Origin of the sequence: Scandinavium hiltneri (assembly GCF_024764835.1) — a bacterium.
GTDB classification, from domain to species: domain Bacteria; phylum Pseudomonadota; class Gammaproteobacteria; order Enterobacterales; family Enterobacteriaceae; genus Scandinavium; species Scandinavium hiltneri.
This window is the reverse complement of the sequence record NZ_JALIGE010000075.1, coordinates 391,818-414,518: the sequence shown is the minus strand read 5'-3', so window position 1 is coordinate 414,518 and position 22,701 is coordinate 391,818. Positions and strand designations below refer to the sequence as shown.

At 54.7% G+C, this 22,701-nt stretch carries 20 protein-coding genes; 7 read left to right on the top strand and 13 right to left on the bottom strand.

Annotated elements, in window-relative coordinates:
- Positions 1-241: 241 nt before the first annotated feature.
- From galS to MUU47_RS16950, 4 genes are all read right to left on the bottom strand, one after another.
- A complete protein-coding gene (gene galS, locus MUU47_RS16965; protein ID WP_258968137.1) occupies positions 242-1,267 on the bottom strand; it encodes an HTH-type transcriptional regulator GalS in 1,026 nt (341 codons plus the stop codon).
- Between the two features lie 155 nt (positions 1,268-1,422).
- Positions 1,423-2,580, bottom strand: coding sequence for a DUF418 domain-containing protein YeiB (yeiB, locus tag MUU47_RS16960; RefSeq protein ID WP_258989315.1), 1,158 nt, complete (start codon positions 2,578-2,580; stop codon positions 1,423-1,425).
- Between the two features lie 19 nt (positions 2,581-2,599).
- On the bottom strand, positions 2,600-3,265 hold the full coding sequence (gene folE, locus MUU47_RS16955) for a GTP cyclohydrolase I FolE (protein ID WP_258989313.1): 666 nt from the start codon (positions 3,263-3,265) through the stop codon (positions 2,600-2,602).
- 101 nt (positions 3,266-3,366) lie between these two features.
- The gene (locus MUU47_RS16950; RefSeq protein ID WP_258989311.1) at positions 3,367-4,515 is read right to left on the bottom strand and encodes a YbfB/YjiJ family MFS transporter; all 1,149 of its coding nucleotides are present in this window, start codon (positions 4,513-4,515) and stop codon (positions 3,367-3,369) included.
- Between the two features lie 138 nt (positions 4,516-4,653).
- Between MUU47_RS16950 and fghA the strand changes: the two genes are divergently transcribed.
- Positions 4,654-5,490, top strand: coding sequence for an S-formylglutathione hydrolase (fghA, locus tag MUU47_RS16945; protein WP_258989309.1), 837 nt, complete (start codon positions 4,654-4,656; stop codon positions 5,488-5,490).
- A gap of 169 nt (positions 5,491-5,659) precedes the next feature.
- Complete coding sequence (locus MUU47_RS16940) at positions 5,660-6,223, top strand: YagU family protein (RefSeq protein WP_258989307.1); 564 nt, start codon at positions 5,660-5,662, stop codon at positions 6,221-6,223.
- A gap of 65 nt (positions 6,224-6,288) precedes the next feature.
- On the opposite strand, the gene cirA is transcribed toward MUU47_RS16940, so the two are convergent.
- The 3 genes from cirA to yieE form a co-directional block, all read right to left on the bottom strand.
- Entirely contained in the window at positions 6,289-8,253 is a 1,965-nt protein-coding gene (gene cirA / locus MUU47_RS16935) for a catecholate siderophore receptor CirA (RefSeq protein ID WP_258989306.1), read from the bottom strand.
- A gap of 309 nt (positions 8,254-8,562) precedes the next feature.
- Positions 8,563-10,032 (bottom strand): amino acid permease, encoded by a 1,470-nt coding sequence (locus MUU47_RS16930; RefSeq protein WP_258989303.1) that lies wholly within the window; start codon positions 10,030-10,032, stop codon positions 8,563-8,565.
- Positions 10,033-10,178: 146 nt separating this feature from the next.
- Positions 10,179-11,045, bottom strand: a complete 867-nt coding sequence (gene yieE / locus MUU47_RS16925; RefSeq protein ID WP_258989302.1) for a DNA-binding transcriptional regulator YeiE — start codon at positions 11,043-11,045, stop codon at positions 10,179-10,181.
- 105 nt (positions 11,046-11,150) lie between these two features.
- Here yieE and MUU47_RS16920 point away from each other — a divergent pair, with 105 nt between their 5' ends.
- Both MUU47_RS16920 and nfo read left to right on the top strand, forming a co-directional pair.
- Positions 11,151-12,200: a YeiH family protein gene (locus MUU47_RS16920; protein WP_258989301.1), complete on the top strand. Its 1,050-nt coding sequence runs from the start codon at positions 11,151-11,153 to the stop codon at positions 12,198-12,200.
- 84 nt (positions 12,201-12,284) lie between these two features.
- Entirely contained in the window at positions 12,285-13,142 is an 858-nt protein-coding gene (gene nfo / locus MUU47_RS16915; RefSeq protein WP_258989300.1) for a deoxyribonuclease IV, read from the top strand.
- Between the two features lie 29 nt (positions 13,143-13,171).
- Here the strand turns inward: nfo and MUU47_RS16910 are convergent, their stop codons facing one another.
- A complete protein-coding gene (locus MUU47_RS16910; protein ID WP_258989299.1) occupies positions 13,172-14,422 on the bottom strand; it encodes a NupC/NupG family nucleoside CNT transporter in 1,251 nt (416 codons plus the stop codon).
- A 104-nt stretch (positions 14,423-14,526) separates the two neighbouring features.
- Positions 14,527-15,468, bottom strand: coding sequence for a ribosylpyrimidine nucleosidase (gene rihB, locus MUU47_RS16905; RefSeq protein ID WP_258989297.1), 942 nt, complete (start codon positions 15,466-15,468; stop codon positions 14,527-14,529).
- 131 nt (positions 15,469-15,599) lie between these two features.
- On the opposite strand from rihB, the gene MUU47_RS16900 reads away from it, so the two are divergent.
- On the top strand, positions 15,600-16,298 hold the full coding sequence (locus tag MUU47_RS16900) for a transcriptional regulator YeiL (RefSeq protein ID WP_258989295.1): 699 nt from the start codon (positions 15,600-15,602) through the stop codon (positions 16,296-16,298).
- A 42-nt stretch (positions 16,299-16,340) separates the two neighbouring features.
- Here MUU47_RS16900 and fruA read toward each other — a convergent pair whose 3' ends face one another.
- From fruA to fruB, 3 genes are read right to left on the bottom strand one after another with little or no spacing between them, the layout of a single operon-like run.
- Positions 16,341-18,026, bottom strand: a complete 1,686-nt coding sequence (fruA, locus tag MUU47_RS16895; RefSeq protein ID WP_258989293.1) for a PTS fructose transporter subunit IIBC — start codon at positions 18,024-18,026, stop codon at positions 16,341-16,343.
- Positions 18,027-18,042: 16 nt separating this feature from the next.
- Positions 18,043-18,981, bottom strand: a complete 939-nt coding sequence (gene fruK, locus MUU47_RS16890; protein WP_110509390.1) for a 1-phosphofructokinase — start codon at positions 18,979-18,981, stop codon at positions 18,043-18,045.
- Entirely contained in the window at positions 18,981-20,111 is a 1,131-nt protein-coding gene (fruB, locus tag MUU47_RS16885; RefSeq protein WP_258989291.1) for a fused PTS fructose transporter subunit IIA/HPr protein, read from the bottom strand. Before fruB ends, fruK begins: the two co-directional genes overlap by 1 nt.
- Before the next feature lie 369 nt (positions 20,112-20,480).
- Between fruB and setB the strand changes: the two genes are divergently transcribed.
- Complete coding sequence (gene setB, locus MUU47_RS16880; protein WP_258989290.1) at positions 20,481-21,662, top strand: sugar efflux transporter SetB; 1,182 nt, start codon at positions 20,481-20,483, stop codon at positions 21,660-21,662.
- Here setB and MUU47_RS16875 read toward each other — a convergent pair.
- Entirely contained in the window at positions 21,659-21,913 is a 255-nt protein-coding gene (locus MUU47_RS16875) for a YkgJ family cysteine cluster protein (protein ID WP_258989288.1), read from the bottom strand. The two genes, setB and MUU47_RS16875, sit on opposite strands and share 4 nt — an antisense overlap.
- Positions 21,914-22,047: 134 nt before the next feature.
- Between MUU47_RS16875 and yeiP the strand changes: the two genes are divergently transcribed.
- Positions 22,048-22,620 carry an elongation factor P-like protein YeiP gene (gene yeiP / locus MUU47_RS16870; protein ID WP_110509382.1) on the top strand — a complete coding sequence of 191 codons (573 nt, stop codon included), beginning with the start codon at positions 22,048-22,050 and terminating at the stop codon, positions 22,618-22,620.
- Positions 22,621-22,701 lie beyond the last annotated feature (81 nt).

Below are 22,701 nucleotides of genomic sequence, written 5' to 3'. Positions count from 1 at the left end.
GGCACAACGTTAATGAATTGTTACTGACCGCCGAAGTAAAATTAATCCAAAAACCATCTTCCGTGTTCGGTAACGCTCCAACGTGCGTTTAATTGATTGCTTATCGCTTTATTGCACTACTAAAAGTGATTAATCACCGTTACATAGTGTTTCAGCCTTACAAACGCTGACATCATAGACAGGCGAATGTTAAGATACTGTGAATTTACTCACAAATTGAAAGCGGTTACATCACGGCACATTATAAGTTAGTGATCGACCCCACAGATTGCTTCAATGCCACCGAATGACGACGCACTAAGGTCGGCATAAAACAGTGAGTTGCCAGAGGATCCAGCTTCCCCGCCGCGCCCATTAATGCCAGTTCCGTCGCCAGTTTTGCCATCGACACAATCGGGTATCGCACCGTCGTCAGCTGCGGATCGGTGTAACGGGCAATCGGAATATCATCGAAACCAATGAGTGACAGATGCTGTGGCACCGCAATCCCGTTATCCTTCAGCGTCGTCAGCGCCCCAGCCGCCATGTTGTCGTTGTAGGCAAATACCGCCGTCAGGCCCTGATTGCGTCCCAACAGCTCAACCATCGCCGCTTCGCCACCCTGCAAATCTGGTGAGCCGGTGCCAATCCAGGATTCCGGCGCAACAATGCCCTGCTCGCTCATCGCGCGCAGCCAGCCTTCCTGACGCATCTGGTTATCTTCAATGCCATGACTGGAGGCCAGATAACCCACGCGGGTATGCCCTTGATTAAGCAGCATCCGCGTCGCCATCATTGCGCCGCTGACGTTATCAAGCCCAACGCAGCGGTGTTCATAGCCAGGCACAATGCGGTTAATCATCACCATGCCGGGGATATGCTCGAGGAACTCGCTGATTTCTGCGTCGCTCAATGCTTTGGAATGCACGATTAACGCATTGCAGCGCTGGCGAATCAGCACCTCAATGGCGTTACGTTCCTTTTCCGCTTCGTGATAGCTGTTGCCGATCAGCACGTTTTTCTGAAACTGCTGAGCAACGGTATCGACGGCCTTGACCAGTGCCCCGAAAAACGCATCCGACACGTCCATCACCACCACGCCGATGGTGTCGCTGACCTGGGTCGCTAACGCCTGCGCGTTGGCGTTGGGCCGATACCCCAGCGCCGAGACGGCTTTCATTACGATTTCCCGGGTTTCAGGACTGACAAGCGGGCTGTTATTCAGCACGCGGGAAATGGTCGCGACGGAAACACCCGCATGGCGGGCCACATCACGAATGGTGATCATAACCACCGTCCTGTTGAAATTGGCAGCAACTCACAGTCACCCCCTGTGTTGAGCAAGGTGGCTATTCTGGCAGCGAGCGGGCGAGGACTACGTGAAGAAGGTCACACTGATGGAAACGGTTACATCCGTTTTGTTAATGATTGTGATCCAGATCGTTATCTGGATGTTTTAGAAATGGATACCCCTGCGGCCCGTGCGGTCAACTGCCGCCACAGCCATTCCGCCGGCCCCTGACGGCAATAGCGCAGCCAGATAACGGAGAACAGGATATTCACCAGCCAAATGGCTGGCACAAAGGCGAGCAGCGTCAATCGGTCAAATTTCATAAATAAATCAAACCGGTAGAACAGCGTGGTGCAGATAAGGGTTTGCAGCAGATAGTTGGAAAGCGCCATACGCCCAACGCAGGCTATCGCTCCCACCAGGCGTGAAGAACATATTTGTGGCCAGAAGCCGTAGGCTAACGCGGCGTAACCGACAGTCTGAAACGGCGCACCCAGCTCGCGCGGGGCCTGTAACAAGAACGCACACCAGCGATAAGACCAGTCAAAATGCCATTGCGCGATCGTCGCAGGCAGGTTTATCAGCACGCCAAGGGTTATTAACAGCGCGCCCACGCGACGGTAATGTGAAAGGCTGAACTGGCCTTTCAGCCAGCCACAGCGCATTAGCGAGGCGCCCATCAGCATCATACCCGCCAGTTGCCAGCCGTACTGTGCGCCAAGCGCCAGCAGATTGTCGGACAGCATATCCGTGCGATTGCTGATAGCCTCCATTCCGCCTTTCAGCTTCCAGTACTGTTCATATTGCAGGTTGGCCGGATCCGGGACCCAGGAACGGTTTGGCGTATCGCCGGAGATAAGCCCTAAAAACACCAGGACCGCTATGCCAATCAGGTACAGCACCACGCCGGTGTTAAACATCGATTTTGCGCTTTGCGCTTCACGCACCATCCGCCAGCAGACCAGGCCAACCAGCGCGTAGGCCAGCAGAATATCGCCGTCCCAGAAAAGAAGCCCATGTGCAAAACCGAGTATTGCTAACAGAGAAAGCCGCGCCTGGATCCAGCGTTTGCCGCGGGGAAGCAGCAACTGTAGGCCAGCGCCAAACAGGAGAGCAAACAGCGTCAGGAATTTGACCTGTGCAAACAGGTCGAGAGCGGCCCACGTCCACGCATCACGTTGAGTGATATCGCCGTACCAGGCAGGATTGAGATACGCCGCCTTTGGCAAGCCAAAGGCAACGATATTAAGCAGCAGGATCCCAAGAATAGCGACGCCGCGAACAAAATCCAGCGTGACGTTTCGCTCCATTAAGTACCTGCTTTAAGCATTAGTTGTGGTGACGAACGGCGCGCAGAAACTCCTGGCGGGTGTTCTGGCTCGACTTAAACAGTCCACCGAGCGAAGTGGTCGTCGTGGCGCTGGTCGCATCACGAATGCCACGCGCTTTCACGCAATAATGCACAGCATCAATGGAAACTGCCACGTTATTGGTGCCGAGCAGAGTCTGCAACGCGGTCAGGATTTGCTGCGTCAGACGCTCCTGCACCTGCGGACGCTGGGCAAAGAACTGCACAATGCGGTTAATCTTCGACAGGCCAATCACCGACTCTTTCGGGATGTAGGCCACGGTCGCTTTGCCGTCGATGGTGACAAAGTGATGCTCGCAGGTGCTGGTCAGGGTGATATCGCGCACGGTCACCATTTCATCGACCTTCATTTTATTCTCAATGACAGTGATTTTCGGGAAGTTGGCGTAATCGAGGCCAGAGAAGATTTCGTCGACGTACATCTTGGCGATGCGGTGCGGCGTTTCCGTCAGGCTGTCATCACTAAGATCGAGATTCAGCAGCTGCATAATTTCGGTCATATGACCGGCAATCAGACGCTTGCGTGATTCATTATCCAGTTCAACCGAGGGACGTAGCGGCGTTTCCAGACCACGCGCTAACAGCGCCTCATGAACCAGCGCGGCTTCTTTACTCAATGATGGCATTCTTGTTCTCCTGCAGGTGTGGCGACCTTTGCACTCTGAGGGCAAAGTGAGCACTCATTGTGCGTGAGGCCGCGCACAGAATCCAGTATTCACGGTGATAATTATTGAAATTGGCTTAACCTTTCTTGCGGTGGACGCCAGACCAGCATCCCCCCTATCAACAGCGCGATTGCCGCCACGCCGAGCGCAGGCTCCAGGCGCTGTGTCAGCCAGGTCGACAGCGCGGAAGTCATCGGCCCCACCAGTTGACCGACGGCATAACCGGTGGTTAATAATCCGGCCATGTAACGCGTATGCTGCGGTGCGAGCTCCCGTCCGTACAGTAATGAAAGCTGCACCGCACACAGGAAGCCGCCGCCCACCAGCAACGCGCCAGTAACCAGGCCGCTCATTCCCGGCACCAGCCAGGCGGCCAGCACGCCGACGCCCTGTAACCACAACACAATCGCCAGTCGCTGATAGCTGTGGCCAACACCGCGCAGCAAAATACTCAATCCAATGCCGACCACCGCCGCCGCGCCAAATACGGGCCACAGGAACTGGGCAAACAGGCTGCCGGGAAAACGCGCGGCGGCCATTTGCGATAAAAAGGTGGCGGGCAGTATATAGCCAAAGCCCGCCAGGCTGTAGCTCCAGACCAGACGTTTCAGGCTTGCCGTCAAATGCAAAGGTTCAGGCTGACCGCCTGGACGATGAAAATCGCCAGGACGCGGTAGCCAGCGAGAAATAAAGGCAATCAACACCAGCGCCAGCAGGCCGTAAAGCAGCCAGCCCGCGGCGGCGCTGAGCTGCTGCGCATGGATATAGACCGCCAACAGACCACTCAGCGCAATCCCCGCCCCCGGCCCGGCAAACACCGCGGCGCTCAGGCCGGGACGTCCGGCCTGTGCCAGACGCTCATTGGTCCAGGCTGCCGTCAACACCATCGCCCAGCCGCTCATTGCGCCAATCACCAGTCGCAGAACGGCGTGCAACCAGGCGTTGTCGGCCCAGGCAGAGAGAAACGTCAGCCCCACCGCGCCCAGGATCCCGGCGTACAGCCGCCCTTCCACACCGCGGTGGGCCCGCATCGCATCCCAGGCACCCAGCAAATATCCCAGATAATTCATCGCGGCGACCAGCCCGGCGCTGGTCAGCGTAAGCTGTCCGTCAGCAATCATCAGCGGCACCTGAGGCGTGAAGGCAAAACGCCCAATCCCCATGGCGACCACCAGCATGACAAACCCACTCAGCGCGGTACGTAGCGCCATGTTAATCTCGCATGTTAATGTAAAGTTATGTTTATGATGCAGCATGTAACTGCAATGCGGAAGCGAAAGTTATTCATCGCTGCACATGATCTGTATGATGAATCAGAACATTTTCAATCACTCACCCGGGAGCCTTGCATGGAATTGCTCGAAGAGCACCGTTGTTTTGAGGGCTGGCAGCAACGCTGGCGGCATGACTCCAGCACGCTGAACTGCGCCATGACGTTCAGTATTTTTCTGCCACCGCCGCGCGATAATACGCCGCCGCCAGTGCTGTACTGGCTGTCAGGCCTGACCTGCAACGACGAGAATTTCGCGACAAAAGCAGGCGCCCAGCGCGTCGCAGCCGAACTCGGTATCGTCCTGGTAATGCCAGACACCAGCCCGCGCGGCGATAACGTGGCAGATGACGAGGGCTACGATCTCGGCAAAGGTGCCGGGTTCTACCTCAACGCAACGCAGGCCCCGTGGGCCGCGCATTACCGGATGTACGATTATCTGCGTGACGAACTCCCCACGCTGATTCAGGCACAGTTCAACGTCGCCGAGCGCAGCGCGATTTCCGGCCATTCGATGGGCGGCCACGGCGCGTTAATTCTGGCGTTGAAAAACCCAGGCAAATACACCAGCGTTTCTGCCTTTGCGCCAATTGTTAACCCGACCCGGGTGCCATGGGGCCAGAAAGCGTTTAGCGCTTATCTCGGGGAAGATAAATCGAGCTGGCAAGCGTGGGACAGCTGTGCACTGATGTTAGCGAGTGACGCGGCCAGCGCCATTCCGACATTAATCGATCAGGGCGATACCGATCAGTTCCTGGCGGATCAACTGCAACCTGCGGTGCTGGCCGAAGCCGCCCGCCAGACCCAGTGGCCGTTAACGCTGCGCATTCAGTCCGGCTTCGATCACAGCTATTGGTTTATTGCGTCCTTTATAGAAGATCACCTGCGCTTCCATGCGCAGCATCTGCTGAAGTAACACCCGCTTGCTGCCCGGTGGCGCTCCGCTGACCGGGCCTACTGACCTACGCGCTTAAAAACTCAAAAACAATCAAAACACGTCAACTATAATCTTCATCACAATTTTCATCCGCGGGTCAGCGTATTCTCTCATCGCTTTTACTCTTATGAATTAGGGATGATTTTTTATGATGACAACGACTTTATTGATGAAAACGGCGCCGCAAAACCGGCGTTATGGTGTGGCTCTGTTAGTGGGGATCGTAGGCGGAATTTTGTCGGCGTTTGTGAAATGGGGGGCCGAAGTTCCGCTGCCTCCACGCACTTTTTCGCTGGGCCGTAATGAGTTCAATCCGCCTTATATTTTCCTGCGGGATTATCTGGGCATCGACCCCACCTCCACCGTCTATACCTTTTCCGAACACATTATTAACCCAGTGATGGTGACCCATATCATCTTCTCTCTGGTGTTTGCCGTAGGCTACTGCCTGGTCGCAGAAGTCTTTGCGAAAGTGAAAATGTGGCAAGGGGTCATGGCGGGTATTCTCTCGACAATTTGCGTACACGGGATCAGTTTTCCGTTGCTGCATTTGACGCCACCGCTGTCCGAACTGCCTTTCGAGGAATACGTTTCTGAAATTCTGGGGCATATTTTCTGGTTCTGGACCATTGAACTGGTACGTCGCGATTTGCGAAACCGCATCACCCATCAACCTGATGCCGAATACCCGCCGCAAAGACGTCCGGTTTAACGCAGTAAAAAAGCGCCGCCCTTTGCAAGGCGGCGCTGTTCGATAGTGTTCTTCAGTACGCTAACTCAGAAACGGTAATCCACCGCCATAAAGTAGCGACGTCCGTCCTCGTTGTAGCTGTAATCATCGCGGCTGAGATCCTTATCAGTCAGGTTCAGCACGCCCGCACGCAGTTTGACATTCTTCGTCGCCTGCCACGCGCCGCCAGTATTCCAGATAACATATCCGCCCGGCGTTGCGCCGTTTGTAGTCATGGCGCGTTTCTCGCCGCTGTAGTTCGCCTGCATATAGAAGGACCAGTCCTGCGTCGCCTGCCAGTCCACCACGCCGTTCGCCGTGTGGTATGGCAGCTCGGACAGCGGTTTGTTGCCGCCGTTGCTCAGGTCTCGACCGTCGTTGTAGGTGTAGTTCAGCGTGACTTTCCAGTCTTCCGTCAGCGGGAATTTCAGCTCGGTTTCTACGCCGCGGATACGCGCTTTGTTGACGTTGTAATAGCGGAAAATCGGTTCGCCGTCGGCATTCAGGCCCACATAGTTCGGGTAGTCTTTCGCCTGATCGACGTTAGCCGTACGGCTGATGCTGATGCGGTCATCGACATCATTCTGGAAAGTCGTGATGCTGCCCTGCACGCCTTCCAGCCAGCCTTCTTCCCCGGCGTAATAAATGCCGAGCTCGTAGCTTTCACTGGTTTCCGGTTTCAGGTCCGGGCTGCCGACAATTTCACAGGCACCGCGGCAGGAACCGGTGGTCCAGTCCGGGCTGAGTTGCAGCAATGATGGCGCTTTGAAGGCATTTGCCCAGCCGCCTTTGACCGTCACGGTGTCGGTGGCGGTGTACACCAGATACGCACGCGGGCTCCAGTGGTCGCCGTAGGTTTCGTGGTCGTCCATACGCACACCGGTGGTCAGCGCCAGCGGCTCGAAAATCCGCCATTCGTCTTCGATAAACAGCGCGTACTGGCTGGCGGATGTGTTACCGCTGCCCTGCAAATTGACCGGGTCTTTGAGCTTATCGTGACGCCATTCGCCGCCCACCGTCAGCAGCTGATTGATGGCGTCCAACGGCAGCACGTATTTGCCGTCAATGGAGTTACTTTCAGAGGTGATAACGCCAGCCGCTTCCGGGTTTTTGTTATCCACTTTTTCGCCATAGAACTTCAGCTCACTGTTGCCCAGGTCCCAACGGCCGTTGTGGCTCAAGGAGTAGCTCTGGCGTTCCAGACGGTTTTTATCAAGGGAATCAGAATCACGGTCCTGACGGTCGAAGCCGTATCCGGCGGTGAAATCGTGGTTGTCGTTTGGCGTCCAGGCAAACTCGACGTTGCCGTCGCGGCTGGTGTAGCCTTCAATCCGCGGGGATTCACCACTGGCCGTCGTTGACGATTTCTGCTGTTCGTCTTTTTCGCGTTTGGACAGGTTACCGTAGGCTTTCAACCCCAGCACGCCGTCGATCAGCGGACCGCTGGTAAAGAACTGGCCGTTATAGGTGTCGCCGCGGTCGCGGTGTTCCTGAATAGTGGTATCAGCGGTCAGCGTCCCGTGCCATTTCTGGCCGATTTTTTTGGTGATAATGTTTACCACACCCCCTAATGCATCGGACCCGTACAGCGACGACATCGGGCCGCGCACCACTTCGATACGTTCTATGGCGTCTACCGGGATCCAGTTGAGGTCGAAATCGTTATGACGGAACACGGCGTTGCGCGAGTTAACGCGTTTGCCGTCGACCAGAATCAGGGTGTAGCTGCTGTCGAGTCCACGCAAACTGACGCCCTTGCGGTTATCCCCTTCGTTGGTGAGCTGCACGCCCGGGACGTCCTGTAATACGTCCTTCAGATTTTGCACCGGACGGCGCTGAAGATCCTGCTGGGTAATCACGCTGATACTGGCCGGCGCATCTTTCACGCTCTGCTCCGTCGCGGAGGCTGTGACCACCAGGGTTTCACCGTCGTTTTCAGCCATTACGGGCATCGACAGCGCAAATGCGGATGCACACAACCCGCCCCGAACAAGAGGATTTAACCTGAACATTTCCTTTCTCCATGAGGTAAACAACAACAACCAAAAAAGTGCAGATGTGGCTGGTCACCCTGGTCCGTTAGCGTCCTCGGACAAGATGCGGGAGAGTGGCTTCATCCTGAAAGTTCGTAGATGATAAGAAGAATGATAACAATTATCAATTCAATTGTTAGAAATTATGTCTGAAGGGTATAATAGCGGTATCAAAATGCCCGGTGGCGCTACGCTTACCGTGCCTACAAAATCCGTAGGTCCACGCAAGCGCAGCGCCGCTGGGCAAAAAAAAACCCTCCGGCGGAGGGTTTTCATAGGGAGAATCACTTACTGTTTGAAGCGTTCCGGGAATGTCATTTCGCTGTAGCGTACGAAGCGACTGCCCTTCGAGAGCTTGTAGCCGAACCAGATAACCAGGAACAGCGGGATGCCGATGTAGGTTGCCGCTACGCCGCCCCAGTCAATGGTATCTTTCAGGAAGGCTTCGTAGTTCTGGCCGAGCGTGATAATCAGACACAGGACGAACGCAAAGATTGGCCCAATCGGGAAGAAACCTGAACGGTACGGCAGATTGTTCAGGTCAAGACCCTGCATAACGTAACCGCGACGGAACCGGTAATGGCTGATAGCAATACCGAGCCAGGCGATAAACCCGGTCATCCCTGAAGTATTCAGCAGCCACAGGTAAACAGTCTGGTTGCCGAACATAGACGTCAGGAAGCACAGCCCCGCTACCACGGTGGTCGCATACAGTGCGTTACGCGGCACGCCGCCTTTGGAAAGCTTCGAGAAAATACGCGGAGCTTTACCGTCACAGGCCAGGGTGTAAAGCATACGAGTCGAGGCATACATCCCGGAATTACCGGCAGACAGCACCGCCGTCAGGATAACCGCATTCATTACCGCCGCCGCAGACAGCAGGCCAGCATGCTGGAATACCAGCGTGAACGGGCTGACGGAAATGTCTTTCACGTCGTTACGCAGCAGGCTCGGATCGGTATAAGGAATGATCAGGCTAATAATCAGGATTGCGAACACATAGAACAGCAGGATACGCCAGAACACCTGACGCACCGCGCGTGGAATGTTCTTCTCTGGATCTTCGGATTCACCCGCCGCGATACCGATAAGTTCGGTACCCTGGAAGGAGAAGCCGACAATCATCGCCACGCCAATCATCGCCGCAAAACCGCCAGCAAACGGCGCATCGCCGGTTGTCCAGTTGCTCCAGCCTACCGGCTGAGCGCCTTTAAAGATGCCGAAAATCATCAGCACGCCAACACCGATAAAGATGATAACGGTGGTCACTTTAATCAGCGAGAACCAGTATTCCGCTTCGCCGAAGCCTTTGACCGAGATCCAGTTCAGCAGGAACATAATGCCGAGGAACAGTGCGCTCCAGATCCAGCCCGGCGTGTCCGGGAACCAATAATTCATGACCAGCTGTGAGGCGACAAGGTCGACGGCGATAGTTACCGCCCAGTTGTACCAGTAGTTCCAGCCCAGCGCGAAGCCGAAACCTTCTTCTACATAGTTCTGACCATAGGTCGCAAACGAGCCTGACACCGGCATAAATGCTGCCAGTTCGCCAAGGCTTGTCATCAGGAAGTACACCATCAGACCAATAAGAATGTAAGAAAGCAGTGCGCCGCCTGGGCCCGCCTGCGAAATGGTTGCCCCTGAGGCAACAAACAATCCTGTACCGATTGAACCGCCAATAGCGATCATCGTCAGGTGACGCGCCTTAAGTTCGCGACGGAGCGCGGGCGCTTCTGTGGTTTTAGTTTCGGAAACCATAGGAAAATGCTGTCCTTCCAAAAAATGAGGCGCGATTGTAGCAGACGATCGCCGTTCCTTCCGGCACAAATGCGCACTTATAAGAGAGCTTCATGATGAAGCACAAATTATAAGTAAAGCCCTTATTCCGCCGTTGCGCCATGCCATCAAATATCGCAATATCGCAGGAAACGCTGCAGCGCATTTGAAAGGTGTTTTTGCCGGTGATGAATACGCCAGAGCTTGCGCGTCAGGCGCGGCAGCGGGACAGGAAGCTCGACCAGCGTGCCGCTGTCGAGCTGTTCGGCAATCACGCGCCGTGACAAACAGCTGATGCCCAAGCCGTGGCGTACCGCGTGCTTGATGGCCTCAGAGTTACCAAGCTCCATCCCGAGATGAAATTCCGGCAAATGGGACAGCAGCAGGTAATCGACGATTTCACGCGTACCGGAACCGCGCTCGCGAAGGATCCACGGCGCTTCGGCCAGCCTCGCCAGCGTCACCTCCCCTGTCAGTAACGCCGAGCCTGGTGCAGCGAACACCACCAGCTCATCTTCCAGCCAGGGTTCGGCAATAATTTCTGCGGCGTGGCATGGTCCTTCGATGAGTCCGATATCCACGCGGAAATCGCTGACGGCGTTGATCACGTCCTGACTGTTACCGACGCTGAGCTCCAGCGGAAGCGACGGAAAATCACGACGATAGCGGGCGATGATTTCCGGCAGAATGTAGTTACCGATAGTGCTGCTGGCGAAAACACGGATAGCGCCGTTATCTTCGCGAAACAACTGCTCGATTTCGGTTGCCTGTTCCAGCGTCGCCAGCGCGCGTGGATACAGCAGACGGCCATGTTCGTTCACCACCAGTCGTTTTCCGACCCGGTCGAACAGCTGCACGCCGAGCTGGCCTTCCAGATCGGTAAGCGCCGCGCTGACCGCCGACTGCGATAACGACAGCATTTGCGAGGCCTGGGTTGTCGAACCGCTTTTCAGCACTTCAGCAAAAACTTCCAGCTGGCGTAAGGTGATGTGCATAGAAACCTCATCTATACCAGTTATTCAGATTGATTATAAACATATAATCAATTTTATTTTTAAGCCAGCGGCACGTAACCTTTAATCCAGATAAAGGAGAAGGTTATGACAACACTCACGCTCAACAGACGCCGACATTCGTTCGGGCATTTTGTCCCGGGCCTGGCGCTTACCGCCTTAATTACCGGGGTTGCACTGTGGACCGGAAGCATTCCGGCGATTGCCGGTGCGGGATTCAGCGCACTGACGATGGCTATTCTGCTTGGGATGGTCGTCGGCAACACGGTTTACCCAAAAATCTGGCAGCGCTGCGACGGCGGTGTGTTGTTCGCCAAGCAGCATTTGCTGCGTCTGGGCATCATTCTTTATGGCTTCCGCCTGACGTTTTCGCAAATTGCTGACGTGGGTTTCAGCGGGATCGCCATCGACGTGCTGACGCTCTCCAGCACTTTTTTACTGGCGTCTTTCCTCGGCCAGAAAGTGTTTGGCCTTGATAAACAGACCAGTTGGTTAATTGGCGCGGGCAGCAGTATCTGCGGCGCGGCGGCCGTCCTGGCAACAGAACCGGTATTGAAAGCTGAATCCAGCAAAGTCACCGTGGCGGTTGCGACGGTTGTGATTTTCGGGACCATTGCCATTTTCCTCTACCCGGCGATGTACCCGGTACTGGCCCACTGGTTTACTCCGGAAACCTACGGGATTTACATGGGTTCAACCATGCATGAAGTTGCACAGGTTGTGGCAGCTGGGCACGCAGTCAGCCCGGATGCTGAAAATGCGGCAGTGATTGCCAAAATGCTGCGTGTGATGATGCTGGCACCGTTCCTGATTATCCTGGCCGCTCGCGTTAAACAACTGGCACCTGCGGGCAACGGTGAGAAAAGCAAAATCACCATTCCGTGGTTTGCAGTCCTGTTCATCGTGGTGGCGATTTTCAACTCGTTCCACCTGTTACCGAAAGCGGTTGTAGACGTGCTGGTAACCCTCGACACCGTACTGTTGGCGATGGCGATGGCGGCTCTGGGCTTAACTACCCACGTCAGCGCACTGAAAAAAGCCGGAGCGAAACCGCTGCTGATGGCACTGATGCTGTTCGTCTGGCTCATCGTCGGCGGTGGCATGATTAACGTTGCAGTTCATGCCCTGATGGCATAAAGCACTGTATCACTCTCCTGTTAACCCGCTATGATTAGCCTTTGCTATGCATTTCCTTTTAGGCGGGTTTAACAGGAGTTTTTTATGAAATACATCGGAGCACATGTCAGCGCCTCCGGCGGTGTCGCCAATGCCGCGATCCGCGCTGCGGAACTTGAGGCCACTGCATTCGCCCTGTTCACCAAGAACCAGCGCCAGTGGCGTGCGGCCCCGCTGACCAGCGAGGTCATCGACGATTTCAAAGCTGCCTGCGAAAAATACCATTTCTCCCCGGCGCAAATCCTGCCGCACGACAGCTACCTGATTAACCTCGGCCATCCCGTCACCGATGCGCTGGAGAAATCCCGTGAAGCCTTCGTCGACGAACTCACCCGCTGTCAGCAGTTAGGGCTGACGTTGCTGAACTTCCATCCGGGCAGCCACCTGATGCAAATCCCGGTTGATGACTGTCTGGCGCGCATTGCCGAGTCCATCAACATCGCACTGGCACAAACCGAAGGCGTCACCGCAGTTATCGAAAATACCGCCGGTCAGGGCAGCAATCTGGGCTTTGAGTTCGAACACCTGGCGGCCATCATAGATGGCGTGGAAGATAAATCCCGCGTCGGCGTGTGCATCGATACCTGCCACGCCTTCGCCGCAGGCTATGACTTACGCAGCGCTGAAGAGTGTGAAAAAACCTTCGCAGAATTCGAACGTATCGTTGGCTTTAACTACCTGCGCGGAATGCACCTGAACGACGCCAAGAGCGCTTTCGGCAGCCGTGTTGACCGCCATCACAGCCTCGGTGAAGGCAATATCGGCCACGATGCGTTCCGCTGGATAATGCAGGACAATCGCTTCGACGGCATCCCGATGGTGCTGGAAACCGTTAATCCGGATATCTGGGCTGAAGAAATCGCATGGCTGAAAGCGCAGCAGAATGAAGTTGCTGCGGCGTAAAACGAGCACATCCGCTGTGCTCATCGGTATCACGCCAGAGCGATAAAGAAACCGGCAATGGTCGCGCTCATCAGATTGGAGAGCGTGGCCGCAAGTAACGCCCGAAGGCCAAGTTGTGCAATCTCCGGCGCACGCTGCGGCGCAATGGCTGAAAATGCCCCGACCACCACGCCAATGGAGCCAAAGTTGGCGAATCCACACAGTGCAAAAGAGATAATGGCGATAGTTTTCACATCCAGGCTGCTGCCTGCTTGCAGATAAGGCGAAAAATGCAGATATGCCACAAACTCGTTGATCGCCAGTTTTTGCCCTATCAAACTCCCCGCAAGGTTAGCATCTCCCCAATCCACACCCATTAACCATGCCAGTGGCGCAAGCAGATAACCGAAAATACCTTCAAGCGTGGCGTGACCAAAACCAAACCAGCCGCCAACGCCACCAATAATACCGTTCAGTAAGGCAATAATAGCCACGAAAGCCATTACCACCGTCGCGACGCCTGCGGCAATTTTCAGCCCGGTCATTGCGCCTGAGGCCGCCGCCTCAATCACGCTTTTTGCCGGTGTTTCTGTGAAAGACAAATTATCGAACGAGACCTGAGAAGCCTCTGTGGCTGGGCTCAGCATCCGGGCAAACAGAATACCGCCGGGGATTGCCATCAACGAAGCTGCCAGCAGATAATCAATCGGTACGCCAAGCGCTGCATAACCAATCATCGTTGAACCGGCAATGGAGGCCATCCCGCTGCAAATAGCAGTGAACAGTTCGTTGCGATTGAGCTTATCCATAAACGGCTTCACAATTGCCGGGATTTCGTTTTGCCCGAGAAAGATGGTCGTTACGGCAACAAAAGATTCTATCTTACTGATATCCAGGGCTTTCTGGAAAATCCCCCCCAAAATTCGGATCAAGCTCCCCATTATGCCGATGTAATACAGTAAACTAACTAACGCTGTGATGAAGATAATGGCTGGCAATACGCGAAAAGCAAAAATAAAACCAGCGCCGTTAAATACCACATCCATTTTGGGTCCGACTAAAGAACCAAAAATAAAAGCACTTCCGGCATCGCTATAAGACATAACTTTATGAATGCCTAAGGCCGCCTGTTCAGCTAACCATTTCCCCGGAGGGAAATAAAGCACAATGCCACCAATAACAATTTGTAATAACAATGCTGCACCAACGGTGCGCAAGCGAATATTTTTCTTATTTACCGACAGTAAAAACGCAATTGCCAGTAAAACTACCATACCCAGAAAACTTCTCATTATATCCATAATGATTATCTCTTATGCCAGGTCTGATTTTTTAAGGGCGACCGCTTGCTGCCCAGGAAGAGTTTCAGGCATGTCAGGTGGAACATGCCTGGATTCAGAGGCCGTTATTTAGCCAAACGGTACATGCCCACACACTCTTCCACTAAATCCCAAAATTGATGAGTGTCGATACTCACCCCCACTTTGACATTTGCGGGCTTGCCCAGCACGCCCAACTCATCACAGACGGTACGTCCATAACATGGGCCGCTGTTCACATCGATTTCGACGTACATGTCCTGAGTGTGAATCTGTGAAGGGTTAATGAGATAGCCTATACAGGTGGCATCGTGTACCGGGCCGCCTGCCAGTCCGTAATTTTCAAATTGGGTTTTGAGCGTGAAATTCATGATATCGCTGAACAATTTCCCGGCCGCCCCACCGACTTTTTCCATACGCGCGATCACCTCTGCGGTACAGACAGTCTGGTTGGTTAAGTCGAGTCCCATCATTACCAGCGGCACGCCAGAAGTGAAGACAACCCGGGCCGCCTCTGGATCGGCGAAGATATTGAATTCTGCCGACGGGGTAAAATTGCCAGTACCGTACGCCCCACCCATCAGAACGATTTCACGTATTTTCGGCAAAATAGCAGGCTGCATGCGCATTGCTACTGCAATATTACTGAGTGGTCCGACGGGCACTAGCGTAATATCACCGTCACTCGCCATCAGGGTATCAATAATATACTTAACAGCATGCGTATTTTCAGCTTTGCGTGTCAGCGGTGCAAAAACAGGACCATCAAGCCCCGATTCCCCATGAATATTATCAGCCACAATTTGCTCACGCATAATCGGCTTTGGCATACCCGCATATACCGGGATATTTATATCCAGATACTGACAAACATTTAGGCCATTCACGAGTGTTTTATCCAGCGTCTGATTTCCGGCGACGATAGTAATCCCCAACAAATCAATGGCTGGATGTTTCGCAGCCATCATAATCGCAATGGCATCATCGTGACCCGGGTCACAATCAAGAATGATTTTTCTCTTTTCCATTTTTATTTCCTCGGTGATTAACGACAGCGTTATTTTCATTTCGACGATGAAATGTAAACCAGAGTGATGATTGAATCGTAACAACGCAAAACGTATGCTGGATATGAGAAATCTCATACCGGGAAAGGGCGATGAAAGAAATCTATAACGACGATCTCAAAAAGCAGCTGATCCGTGATTCAGGCTACCTCGGGCGGTTTTCCGTGGCCGTTGAGCGGGCGACGCATCTGTTTCACATCGCTGCCGGAGACTACATTGTTGAGGAAGGCGCGCAGCCCGTCTGGTTGTTTTATCTGGTCCGCGGAAGGGCCAAACTTTATGCCACGCTGCCTAATGGCCGCGTTTCATTGATCGATTTTTTCGGCGCGTCCTGCTTTATCGGTGAAATCGAGCTGGTGGATACCCGCCACGAGCCACGCGCTGTACAGGCCATTGAGGAGTGCTGGTGCCTCACACTCCCCATGAAATCGTTCCGTCCGCAGTTGCTCAATGATGTGACATTTTTACGCAACCTCTGCATTGCGCTTAGCCGTAAGAACTATCGGAACATTGTCTCTTTGACGCAAAACCAGTCTTTCCCGCTGACAAACCGACTGGCGGCGTTTATTTTGCTGACCCAACATGGCGAGCTTTATCAGGAAAAACATACGCAGGCCGCAGAATATATGGGCGTATCGTATCGTCACTTGCTGTACGTGATTGCGCAATTTACCCGGGATGGATTACTGCAAAAAAAGAAAACGGGATATGCCATCAGCAACAAACAGGCATTGTTCACCCTCGCGCTGGCGATGGATCCGGAGAGAAATTTTAGTGCGTTGCTGACGTAAAAAAGGCAGAGCGAGCTCTGCCTTTTAGAACGAGAGGGTGGTTTACGCTGCTTTAGCAACGGCCTCTGCTTCCGGGCGTTTCAGCACCGCGTAAGAGAGACCCGCTACCAGCGTACCGACAACAATCGCCATCAGGTAACCCAGAACCGGGGTGATTGCGCCTGGGATGAGCAGGACAAACAGACCGCCGTGCGGGGCCATCAGCTTCGCACCGACCGCCATCGACATTGCGCCTGTTACCGCGCCACCGATGATACAGCAAGGCAGAACGCGCATTGGGTCACGGGCCGCAAACGGAATCGCACCTTCGGTAATGAAGCACAGACCGAGCACCAGAGCGGCTTTGCCCCCTTCCTGCTGCGCTTTATCGAACTTACGACGTGCCACAATCGTTGCCAGACCAAGCGCCAGCGGTGGTACCATGCCTGCCGCCATAATTGCGGCCATCGGCGCATAAGTTTGCGTACTCAGCAGCCCGACACCAAACGCGTAAGCCGCTTTGTTCACCGGGCCACCCATATCGGTACACATCATCGCCCCCAGGATGGCGCCGAGCAGAACCGCATTCGCGGTACCCATGGTTTGCAGCCAGTGCGTCAGACCCGCGAGGATGCCCGAAACCGGTTTACCAATCAGGTAAATCATCGCCAGACCGACAATCAGACTGGAAAACAGCGGGATTATCAGAATCGGTTTCAGCGCTTCCATGCTAGGCGGGAGCTTCACTTTGGTGCTGATCATTCTCGCGACGTAACCGGCAAGGAAACCCGCAATGATACCGCCGATAAAGCCCGCCCCGGTGCTGACTGCCAGCATACCGCCAATAAGACCTGGAGTCAGGCCCGGACGGTCCGCGATGGAGAATGCGATATAACCCGCTAACACCGGAACCATCAGCGCGAAGGCTGAACCACCGCCGATTTGCATCAGCGCCGCCGCCAGCGTGCCTTCTTCTTTGAACGCGGTAATACCGAATGCGAAGGAGAGCGCGATACACAGACCGCCCGCGACCACCATCGGCAGCATGTAAGATACGCCGGTCAGCAGGTGGCTGTACGCCCCGCCGCCTTTCTTCTTGCCTTCCTGAGCCGACTGCACGTTGCCTTTCGGCAAATACGGTTCAGCTTCAACTACCGCTTTATCCAGTTCCTGCGCCGTTTTCTTCAGCGCCAGACCGGTTGAAGTGCGGTACATCGGTTTACCAGCAAATTTCGCCAGGTCCACTTCGATGTCAGCCGCGACGATAACCAGATCCGCTTCCGCCACTTCTTCCGGCGTAATCGCATTGCCCGCCCCGACGGATCCGCGGGTTTCAACTTTCACCCACCAGCCGCGTTTTTTCGCTTCGGTTTCAATCGCTTCTGCGGCCATAAAGGTGTGTGCCACACCGGTCGGGCAAGCCGTAACGGCCACGATGCGTTTGGCACCACTTTTCGCCACTGGCGCAATCACCGCAGGCGTCACGTATGGCGCTGCGTGAGATTTAGCTTCGCTCAGGAACAGCTCCGGGTGTGCCACCGCGCGATTCACATCGCCGAGGTAAACCTGTTTACCGTTCAGCGCGCTATCTGCTGGCAGTGCAGAACCCAGCACAATCGCCAGCTCAGCGTCGTTCGGGTTGTCGATAATGTCTAAATGGGCTTTTTGGGCCGCCGCACTCAGAAGGGTTTTCGCCATATAGGCGCGCGCCTGTCCGAGTCCGGAATCGATAATCAGCAGCGTTTTCATTATGCCTCTCCTGCTGTCAATTGAAGGGTTGTAAGTCAACACGCGCCATCATCGCGGCCAACTGGGTACGATCGGTAATCCCTACGTTACTCTGGCTGACAGCCAGTGCAGCAACGGCTGTTGCCAGGCGTAACGTATGTTCACTGGATTCGCGCATCAGGAGGCCGTAAATCAGGCCACCCACCATCGAATCCCCGGCACCAACGGTGCTCACCACCTCTACGGACGGCGGTTTTGCTATCCACTCACCGGATGCGTTGACCCACAGCGCGCCTTCAGCACCCAGTGAAATCACCACATGAGCAATGCCCTGTTCGCGCAGTGCGTGCGCAGCTTCAATCACGTCTTTCATTTCTGGCAGTTTGCGACCGGCCCAGATTTCCAGCTCGCGACGGTTCGGTTTAACCAGCCACGGTGCAGCTTTCAGACCGGCCACCAGCGCTTCACGGCTGCTGTCAAAAATGATGCACGGACACTGGCTGCGCAGGCGCGTCATCCAGTCAGTGAAGGCTTCCGGGCTGACACCCGCAGGCAGACTGCCGCTGACGCACACCATGTCGAACTGACCCAGCCAGCTCAGGGAATCATTAACGAAACGTTCCCAGTCGCCTGCCGTGACGTCGAAACCGGAGAAGTTAAAGTCGGTCACTTCACCGTCTTTTTCTGTCAGTTTGACGTTAATACGGGTACGGCCCTGAACCACCTGGAAACGGTTGGCGATACCGAGTTCGCTGAACAGCTGCTGGAAGCCATCCTGGTTGTCTTTACCCAGAAAGCCACCAACGGTCACATCAATGCCGAGATCTTTCAGGACCTTCGCAACGTTAATGCCCTTACCCGCCGCATGCAGACCGGTGGTACGCACCAGGTTCACTTCGCCGCGTTCAACTTCCGGGGTAAACCCTACGAGATCGTAGGCCGGATTGAGGGTGATTGTGGCAACACGTCTGCTCATTACGCGCCCTCCCCAAGACCGGAAGCGATGGCTTCGCCAATGGCATTCAGCGCCACCTGCGCATCATCACCCTGGGCGGTGAAGCGCAGGCGATGGCCTTTTTTCACGCCAAGTGCCACGACTTTCATCAGGCTGCGACCGTTAGCCGGTTTTCCGCTGCCGTCGAGATTGGTGACGGTAATGTCACTGCTAAATTGTTTGATAGTGTTCACCAGCATGGTTCCTGGACGCGCGTGGAGTCCGTGTTCATTGCGGACAACAAATTCCGCACTCAGTAGATCTTCCGCAGGAGAATCGTCGCTGGTCAGCAGCGCTAACAGCGTTGCGGCATCGGCGTTCAGCAGGCGTTCAGCTTTATTGTCGAGCAGCAATGCACTCAGACGGCTCAGCACCGCAGTTGGCTGTTCATCGGCCATAGCAACGGTCACCAGCAGCGCGGCGGAGTGCCCATCGACGGTGAACGGCGCTTTAGCCCGGCTCACCGCAACGGCGCTTTTCAGGTTGCCTTCAGCACTGTCGTTCAGCCAGATGCCCTGCCCCAGATTCAGCGGCTGGTCATTAATGACGTGTGCAACAAATCCGGCATCCGCGGCACCCGCTTCTTTCAGACGCGCAGCATTTAGCGCCTGCAACGTCACCAGGCTGCTCGCATCGACGTCCAGCGTGAGGGTGTCGTTATCGAGTTTCAGGGCTTCACTCTGTTTTTCGCCCATCAATAGCGCGCGCAGCTCTTCCGCGGTGGTCGCGGTTTTCAGCTGTTCAGCCACGTCATCATCGCTCAGCACGTGCGTCAGCTGACGCAGCAGGCCGAGGTGTTCGTCAGAGCTGGCGGCGATGCCGATCGCGACATACGCGGTCTGCCCTTCGCCCCAGGTAATGCCCTGTGGGAACTGATAAACCTGAACGCCGGTTTTCAGTACCTGATCGCGGGTGTCGGTGGTGCCATGAGGGATGGCGATACCGTTGCCAAGAAACGTTGAGGTCTGCTGCTCGCGAGCCAGCATTCCATCGACGTAACCGTTCGCAACGTTACCGGCGCTGACCAGAGCTGACGCTATCTGGCGAATCGCCTCTTCTTTATTCTCGGCCTGCTGACCGGGATGAATATCCTGTGCTGATAACTTGAACATGGTTCTCCTCTCTCGCTGAATTGAATCGTTTCAGCTAACTTGAGAAAAAATACGTCACCCTGCTTCTTGTAAGATGAAAATATGACGCTGAAACGTTTCAATGAGTCTGTGTCAGCCTTGTACAATGCGCAAGCAAAGTTTATTTTTGGATGTCAGAATTTAGAGCTACTGCACATTTCGTTATCCTTCCCGCCACATTTGCTGACGCTCTCCCGCTTCGTCAGCCGCTGCGTTCAGCACCGTCAGCCAGGAGTGATTCTCATTATGAAATACCATTTTGATTTTTTGTGCATTCATTGACGCACCTACTGTTTATTTTCTGACAGCCAGCGTAAACTTCGACCTCTTCCTGTTTTTTGATAACCCAAAATGTCTAATACGACCGTTGCTGCCCCGCGCCGGGGATTTGATCTGACCTCATCCGCCTTCCTTCTGGTTGCGTTTCTGACTGGCATTGCTGGCGCACTGCAGACGCCAACCCTGAGCCTGTTTCTGACCAATGAAGTCCACGTCCGCCCGGCGATGGTCGGCTTCTTCTTTACCGGCAGCGCGGTAATTGGCATCCTGGTGAGTCAATTTCTCGCCGGTCGTTCGGACCGACAGGGCGATCGTAAGTCACTGATTGTCTTTTGCTGTTTGCTCGGGATGATGGCCTGCGTGCTGTTCGCATGGAACCGCAACTACTTCATTCTGCTGTTTGTTGGCGTCTTCCTTAGCAGCTTCGGCTCGACGTCCAACCCGCAGATGTTTGCCCTTGCGCGTGAACACGCCGATAAAACGGGCCGTGAGGCGGTGATGTTCAGCTCTATTCTCCGGGCGCAGGTTTCACTTGCGTGGGTGATTGGCCCGCCCGTGGCCTATGCGCTGGCGATGGGCTTTGGTTTTACCACCATGTACCTGTCCGCTGCAGTGGCTTATGTGATTTGTGGCGCGGTTGTCTGGATGCTGTTGCCCAGCATGCGTAAAGTGCGCCCGGCCGCAGGCACGCGCATTGAAGCGCCGCGTACCAACCGTCGAGACGCTCTGCTGTTGTTCGTCATCTGTACGATGATGTGGGGCACTAACAGCCTGTACATCATTAATATGCCGCTGTTCATTATTGATGAACTGCATCTGCCGGAGAAACTCGCCGGGCTGATGATGGGCACCGCCGCCGGGCTGGAAATCCCGACCATGTTGATTGCGGGCTATTACGCCAAACGTTTCGGTAAGCGTTTTCTGATGCGCGTGGCGGTAGTGGCGGGGATATTTTTCTACATCGGGATGCTGACCGTTCACTCCCCTGCGCTGCTGCTGGCGATGCAACTGTTGAACGCCATTTACATCGGCATTCTCGCAGGGATTGGCATGCTCTATTTTCAGGATTTGATGCCCGGTCAGGCGGGAGCTGCGACCACGCTGTACAGCAACACTACGCGCGTGGGCTGGATTATCGCTGGTTCAATGGCAGGCGTGGTGGCAGAAATCTGGAGCTATCATGCGGTGTTCTGGATTGCGCTGGGGATGTGCATCATCACCACCTTCGGTTTATGGCGCATCAAAGACGTTTAGGGCGCGGTTAACGCTTCCAGATGAATGAGAAACGTCATCGCCTGCTGTGACGTTGCGCCACACATTTCTGCGGAAGGCTTTAGCCCGGCGCACACTTTCGGGCGTAGCGGCGAGCCAAATATTTTGCAACGCTGCTGCTCATCTAGCTGAATGCAGGGCGTGTTGGCAGGCTTGCCGTGGGGCATTCCCGGGATTGGGCTGGAAATCGAAGGCGCGGTACAACACGCGCCACAGTCCGGTCGGCAATCCATCTTTCACTCTCTCATTTATCTGGAAACGCACCTTATCACCTTTTCACAAAACCAGCGAATTCCACTTGCCTGAAAGCCGCGGCACGAGTACTTTTACGCGATATTTTAGACTTCCCTGAAACAGGATTATTGCAATGCCAAGAGCGAATGAAATCAAAAAAGGTATGGTGCTGAATTACAACGGCAAACTGCTGATTGTAAAAAATATTGATATTCAGTCCCCGAGCGCCCGTGGCGCAGCAACGCTGTACAAAATGCGCTTTGCCGATGTGCGTACCGGTACCAAGGTTGAAGAGCGTTTTAAAGGCGACGATATTGTCGATACCGTGACCCTGACTCGCCGTTTCGTTGACTTCTCTTACATCGACGGCAACGAATACGTGTTCATGGATAAAGAAGACTACACGCCGTACACCTTCAACAAAGATCAGATTGAAGAAGAGATTCAGTTTATTCCAGAAGGTGGGATGCCGGACATGCAGGTCCTGCTGTGGGACAGCCAGCTGCTGGGCCTTGAGCTGCCGCAGACCGTTGATCTGGAAATTGTGGAAACCGCTCCGGGCATCAAAGGCGCATCCGCCAGCTCCCGTACTAAACCCGCGACGCTGAACACCGGCCTGGTTATTCAGGTACCTGAATACCTGACGACCGGCGAAAAAATCCGCATTCATATCGAAGAGTGCCGCTATATGGGCCGCGCTGACTAATTTTTGATATGAGCGCCCGGCGGCGTTGCACTTGCCGGGCCTACGGTTCAGATTTTGTAGGCCCGATAAGCGTCAACGCCA

What these genes read in the sequence shown, in the direction of transcription:
- galS (WP_258968137.1), bottom strand. Translation starts at nt 1,267, where the DNA reads ATGATCACCATTCGTGATGTGGCCCGCCATGCGGGTGTTTCCGTCGCG.
- yeiB (WP_258989315.1), bottom strand. Translation starts at nt 2,580, where the DNA reads ATGGAGCGAAACGTCACGCTGGATTTTGTTCGCGGCGTCGCTATTCTT.
- folE (WP_258989313.1), bottom strand. Translation starts at nt 3,265, where the DNA reads ATGCCATCATTGAGTAAAGAAGCCGCGCTGGTTCATGAGGCGCTGTTA.
- MUU47_RS16950 (WP_258989311.1), bottom strand. Translation starts at nt 4,515, where the DNA reads ATGGCGCTACGTACCGCGCTGAGTGGGTTTGTCATGCTGGTGGTCGCC.
- fghA (WP_258989309.1), top strand. Translation starts at nt 4,654, where the DNA reads ATGGAATTGCTCGAAGAGCACCGTTGTTTTGAGGGCTGGCAGCAACGC.
- MUU47_RS16940 (WP_258989307.1), top strand. Translation starts at nt 5,660, where the DNA reads ATGATGACAACGACTTTATTGATGAAAACGGCGCCGCAAAACCGGCGT.
- cirA (WP_258989306.1), bottom strand. Translation starts at nt 8,253, where the DNA reads ATGTTCAGGTTAAATCCTCTTGTTCGGGGCGGGTTGTGTGCATCCGCA.
- MUU47_RS16930 (WP_258989303.1), bottom strand. Translation starts at nt 10,032, where the DNA reads ATGGTTTCCGAAACTAAAACCACAGAAGCGCCCGCGCTCCGTCGCGAA.
- yieE (WP_258989302.1), bottom strand. Translation starts at nt 11,045, where the DNA reads ATGCACATCACCTTACGCCAGCTGGAAGTTTTTGCTGAAGTGCTGAAA.
- MUU47_RS16920 (WP_258989301.1), top strand. Translation starts at nt 11,151, where the DNA reads ATGACAACACTCACGCTCAACAGACGCCGACATTCGTTCGGGCATTTT.
- nfo (WP_258989300.1), top strand. Translation starts at nt 12,285, where the DNA reads ATGAAATACATCGGAGCACATGTCAGCGCCTCCGGCGGTGTCGCCAAT.
- MUU47_RS16910 (WP_258989299.1), bottom strand. Translation starts at nt 14,422, where the DNA reads ATGGATATAATGAGAAGTTTTCTGGGTATGGTAGTTTTACTGGCAATT.
- rihB (WP_258989297.1), bottom strand. Translation starts at nt 15,468, where the DNA reads ATGGAAAAGAGAAAAATCATTCTTGATTGTGACCCGGGTCACGATGAT.
- MUU47_RS16900 (WP_258989295.1), top strand. Translation starts at nt 15,600, where the DNA reads ATGAAAGAAATCTATAACGACGATCTCAAAAAGCAGCTGATCCGTGAT.
- fruA (WP_258989293.1), bottom strand. Translation starts at nt 18,026, where the DNA reads ATGAAAACGCTGCTGATTATCGATTCCGGACTCGGACAGGCGCGCGCC.
- fruK (WP_110509390.1), bottom strand. Translation starts at nt 18,981, where the DNA reads ATGAGCAGACGTGTTGCCACAATCACCCTCAATCCGGCCTACGATCTC.
- fruB (WP_258989291.1), bottom strand. Translation starts at nt 20,111, where the DNA reads ATGTTCAAGTTATCAGCACAGGATATTCATCCCGGTCAGCAGGCCGAG.
- setB (WP_258989290.1), top strand. Translation starts at nt 20,481, where the DNA reads ATGTCTAATACGACCGTTGCTGCCCCGCGCCGGGGATTTGATCTGACC.
- MUU47_RS16875 (WP_258989288.1), bottom strand. Translation starts at nt 21,913, where the DNA reads ATGGATTGCCGACCGGACTGTGGCGCGTGTTGTACCGCGCCTTCGATT.
- yeiP (WP_110509382.1), top strand. Translation starts at nt 22,048, where the DNA reads ATGCCAAGAGCGAATGAAATCAAAAAAGGTATGGTGCTGAATTACAAC.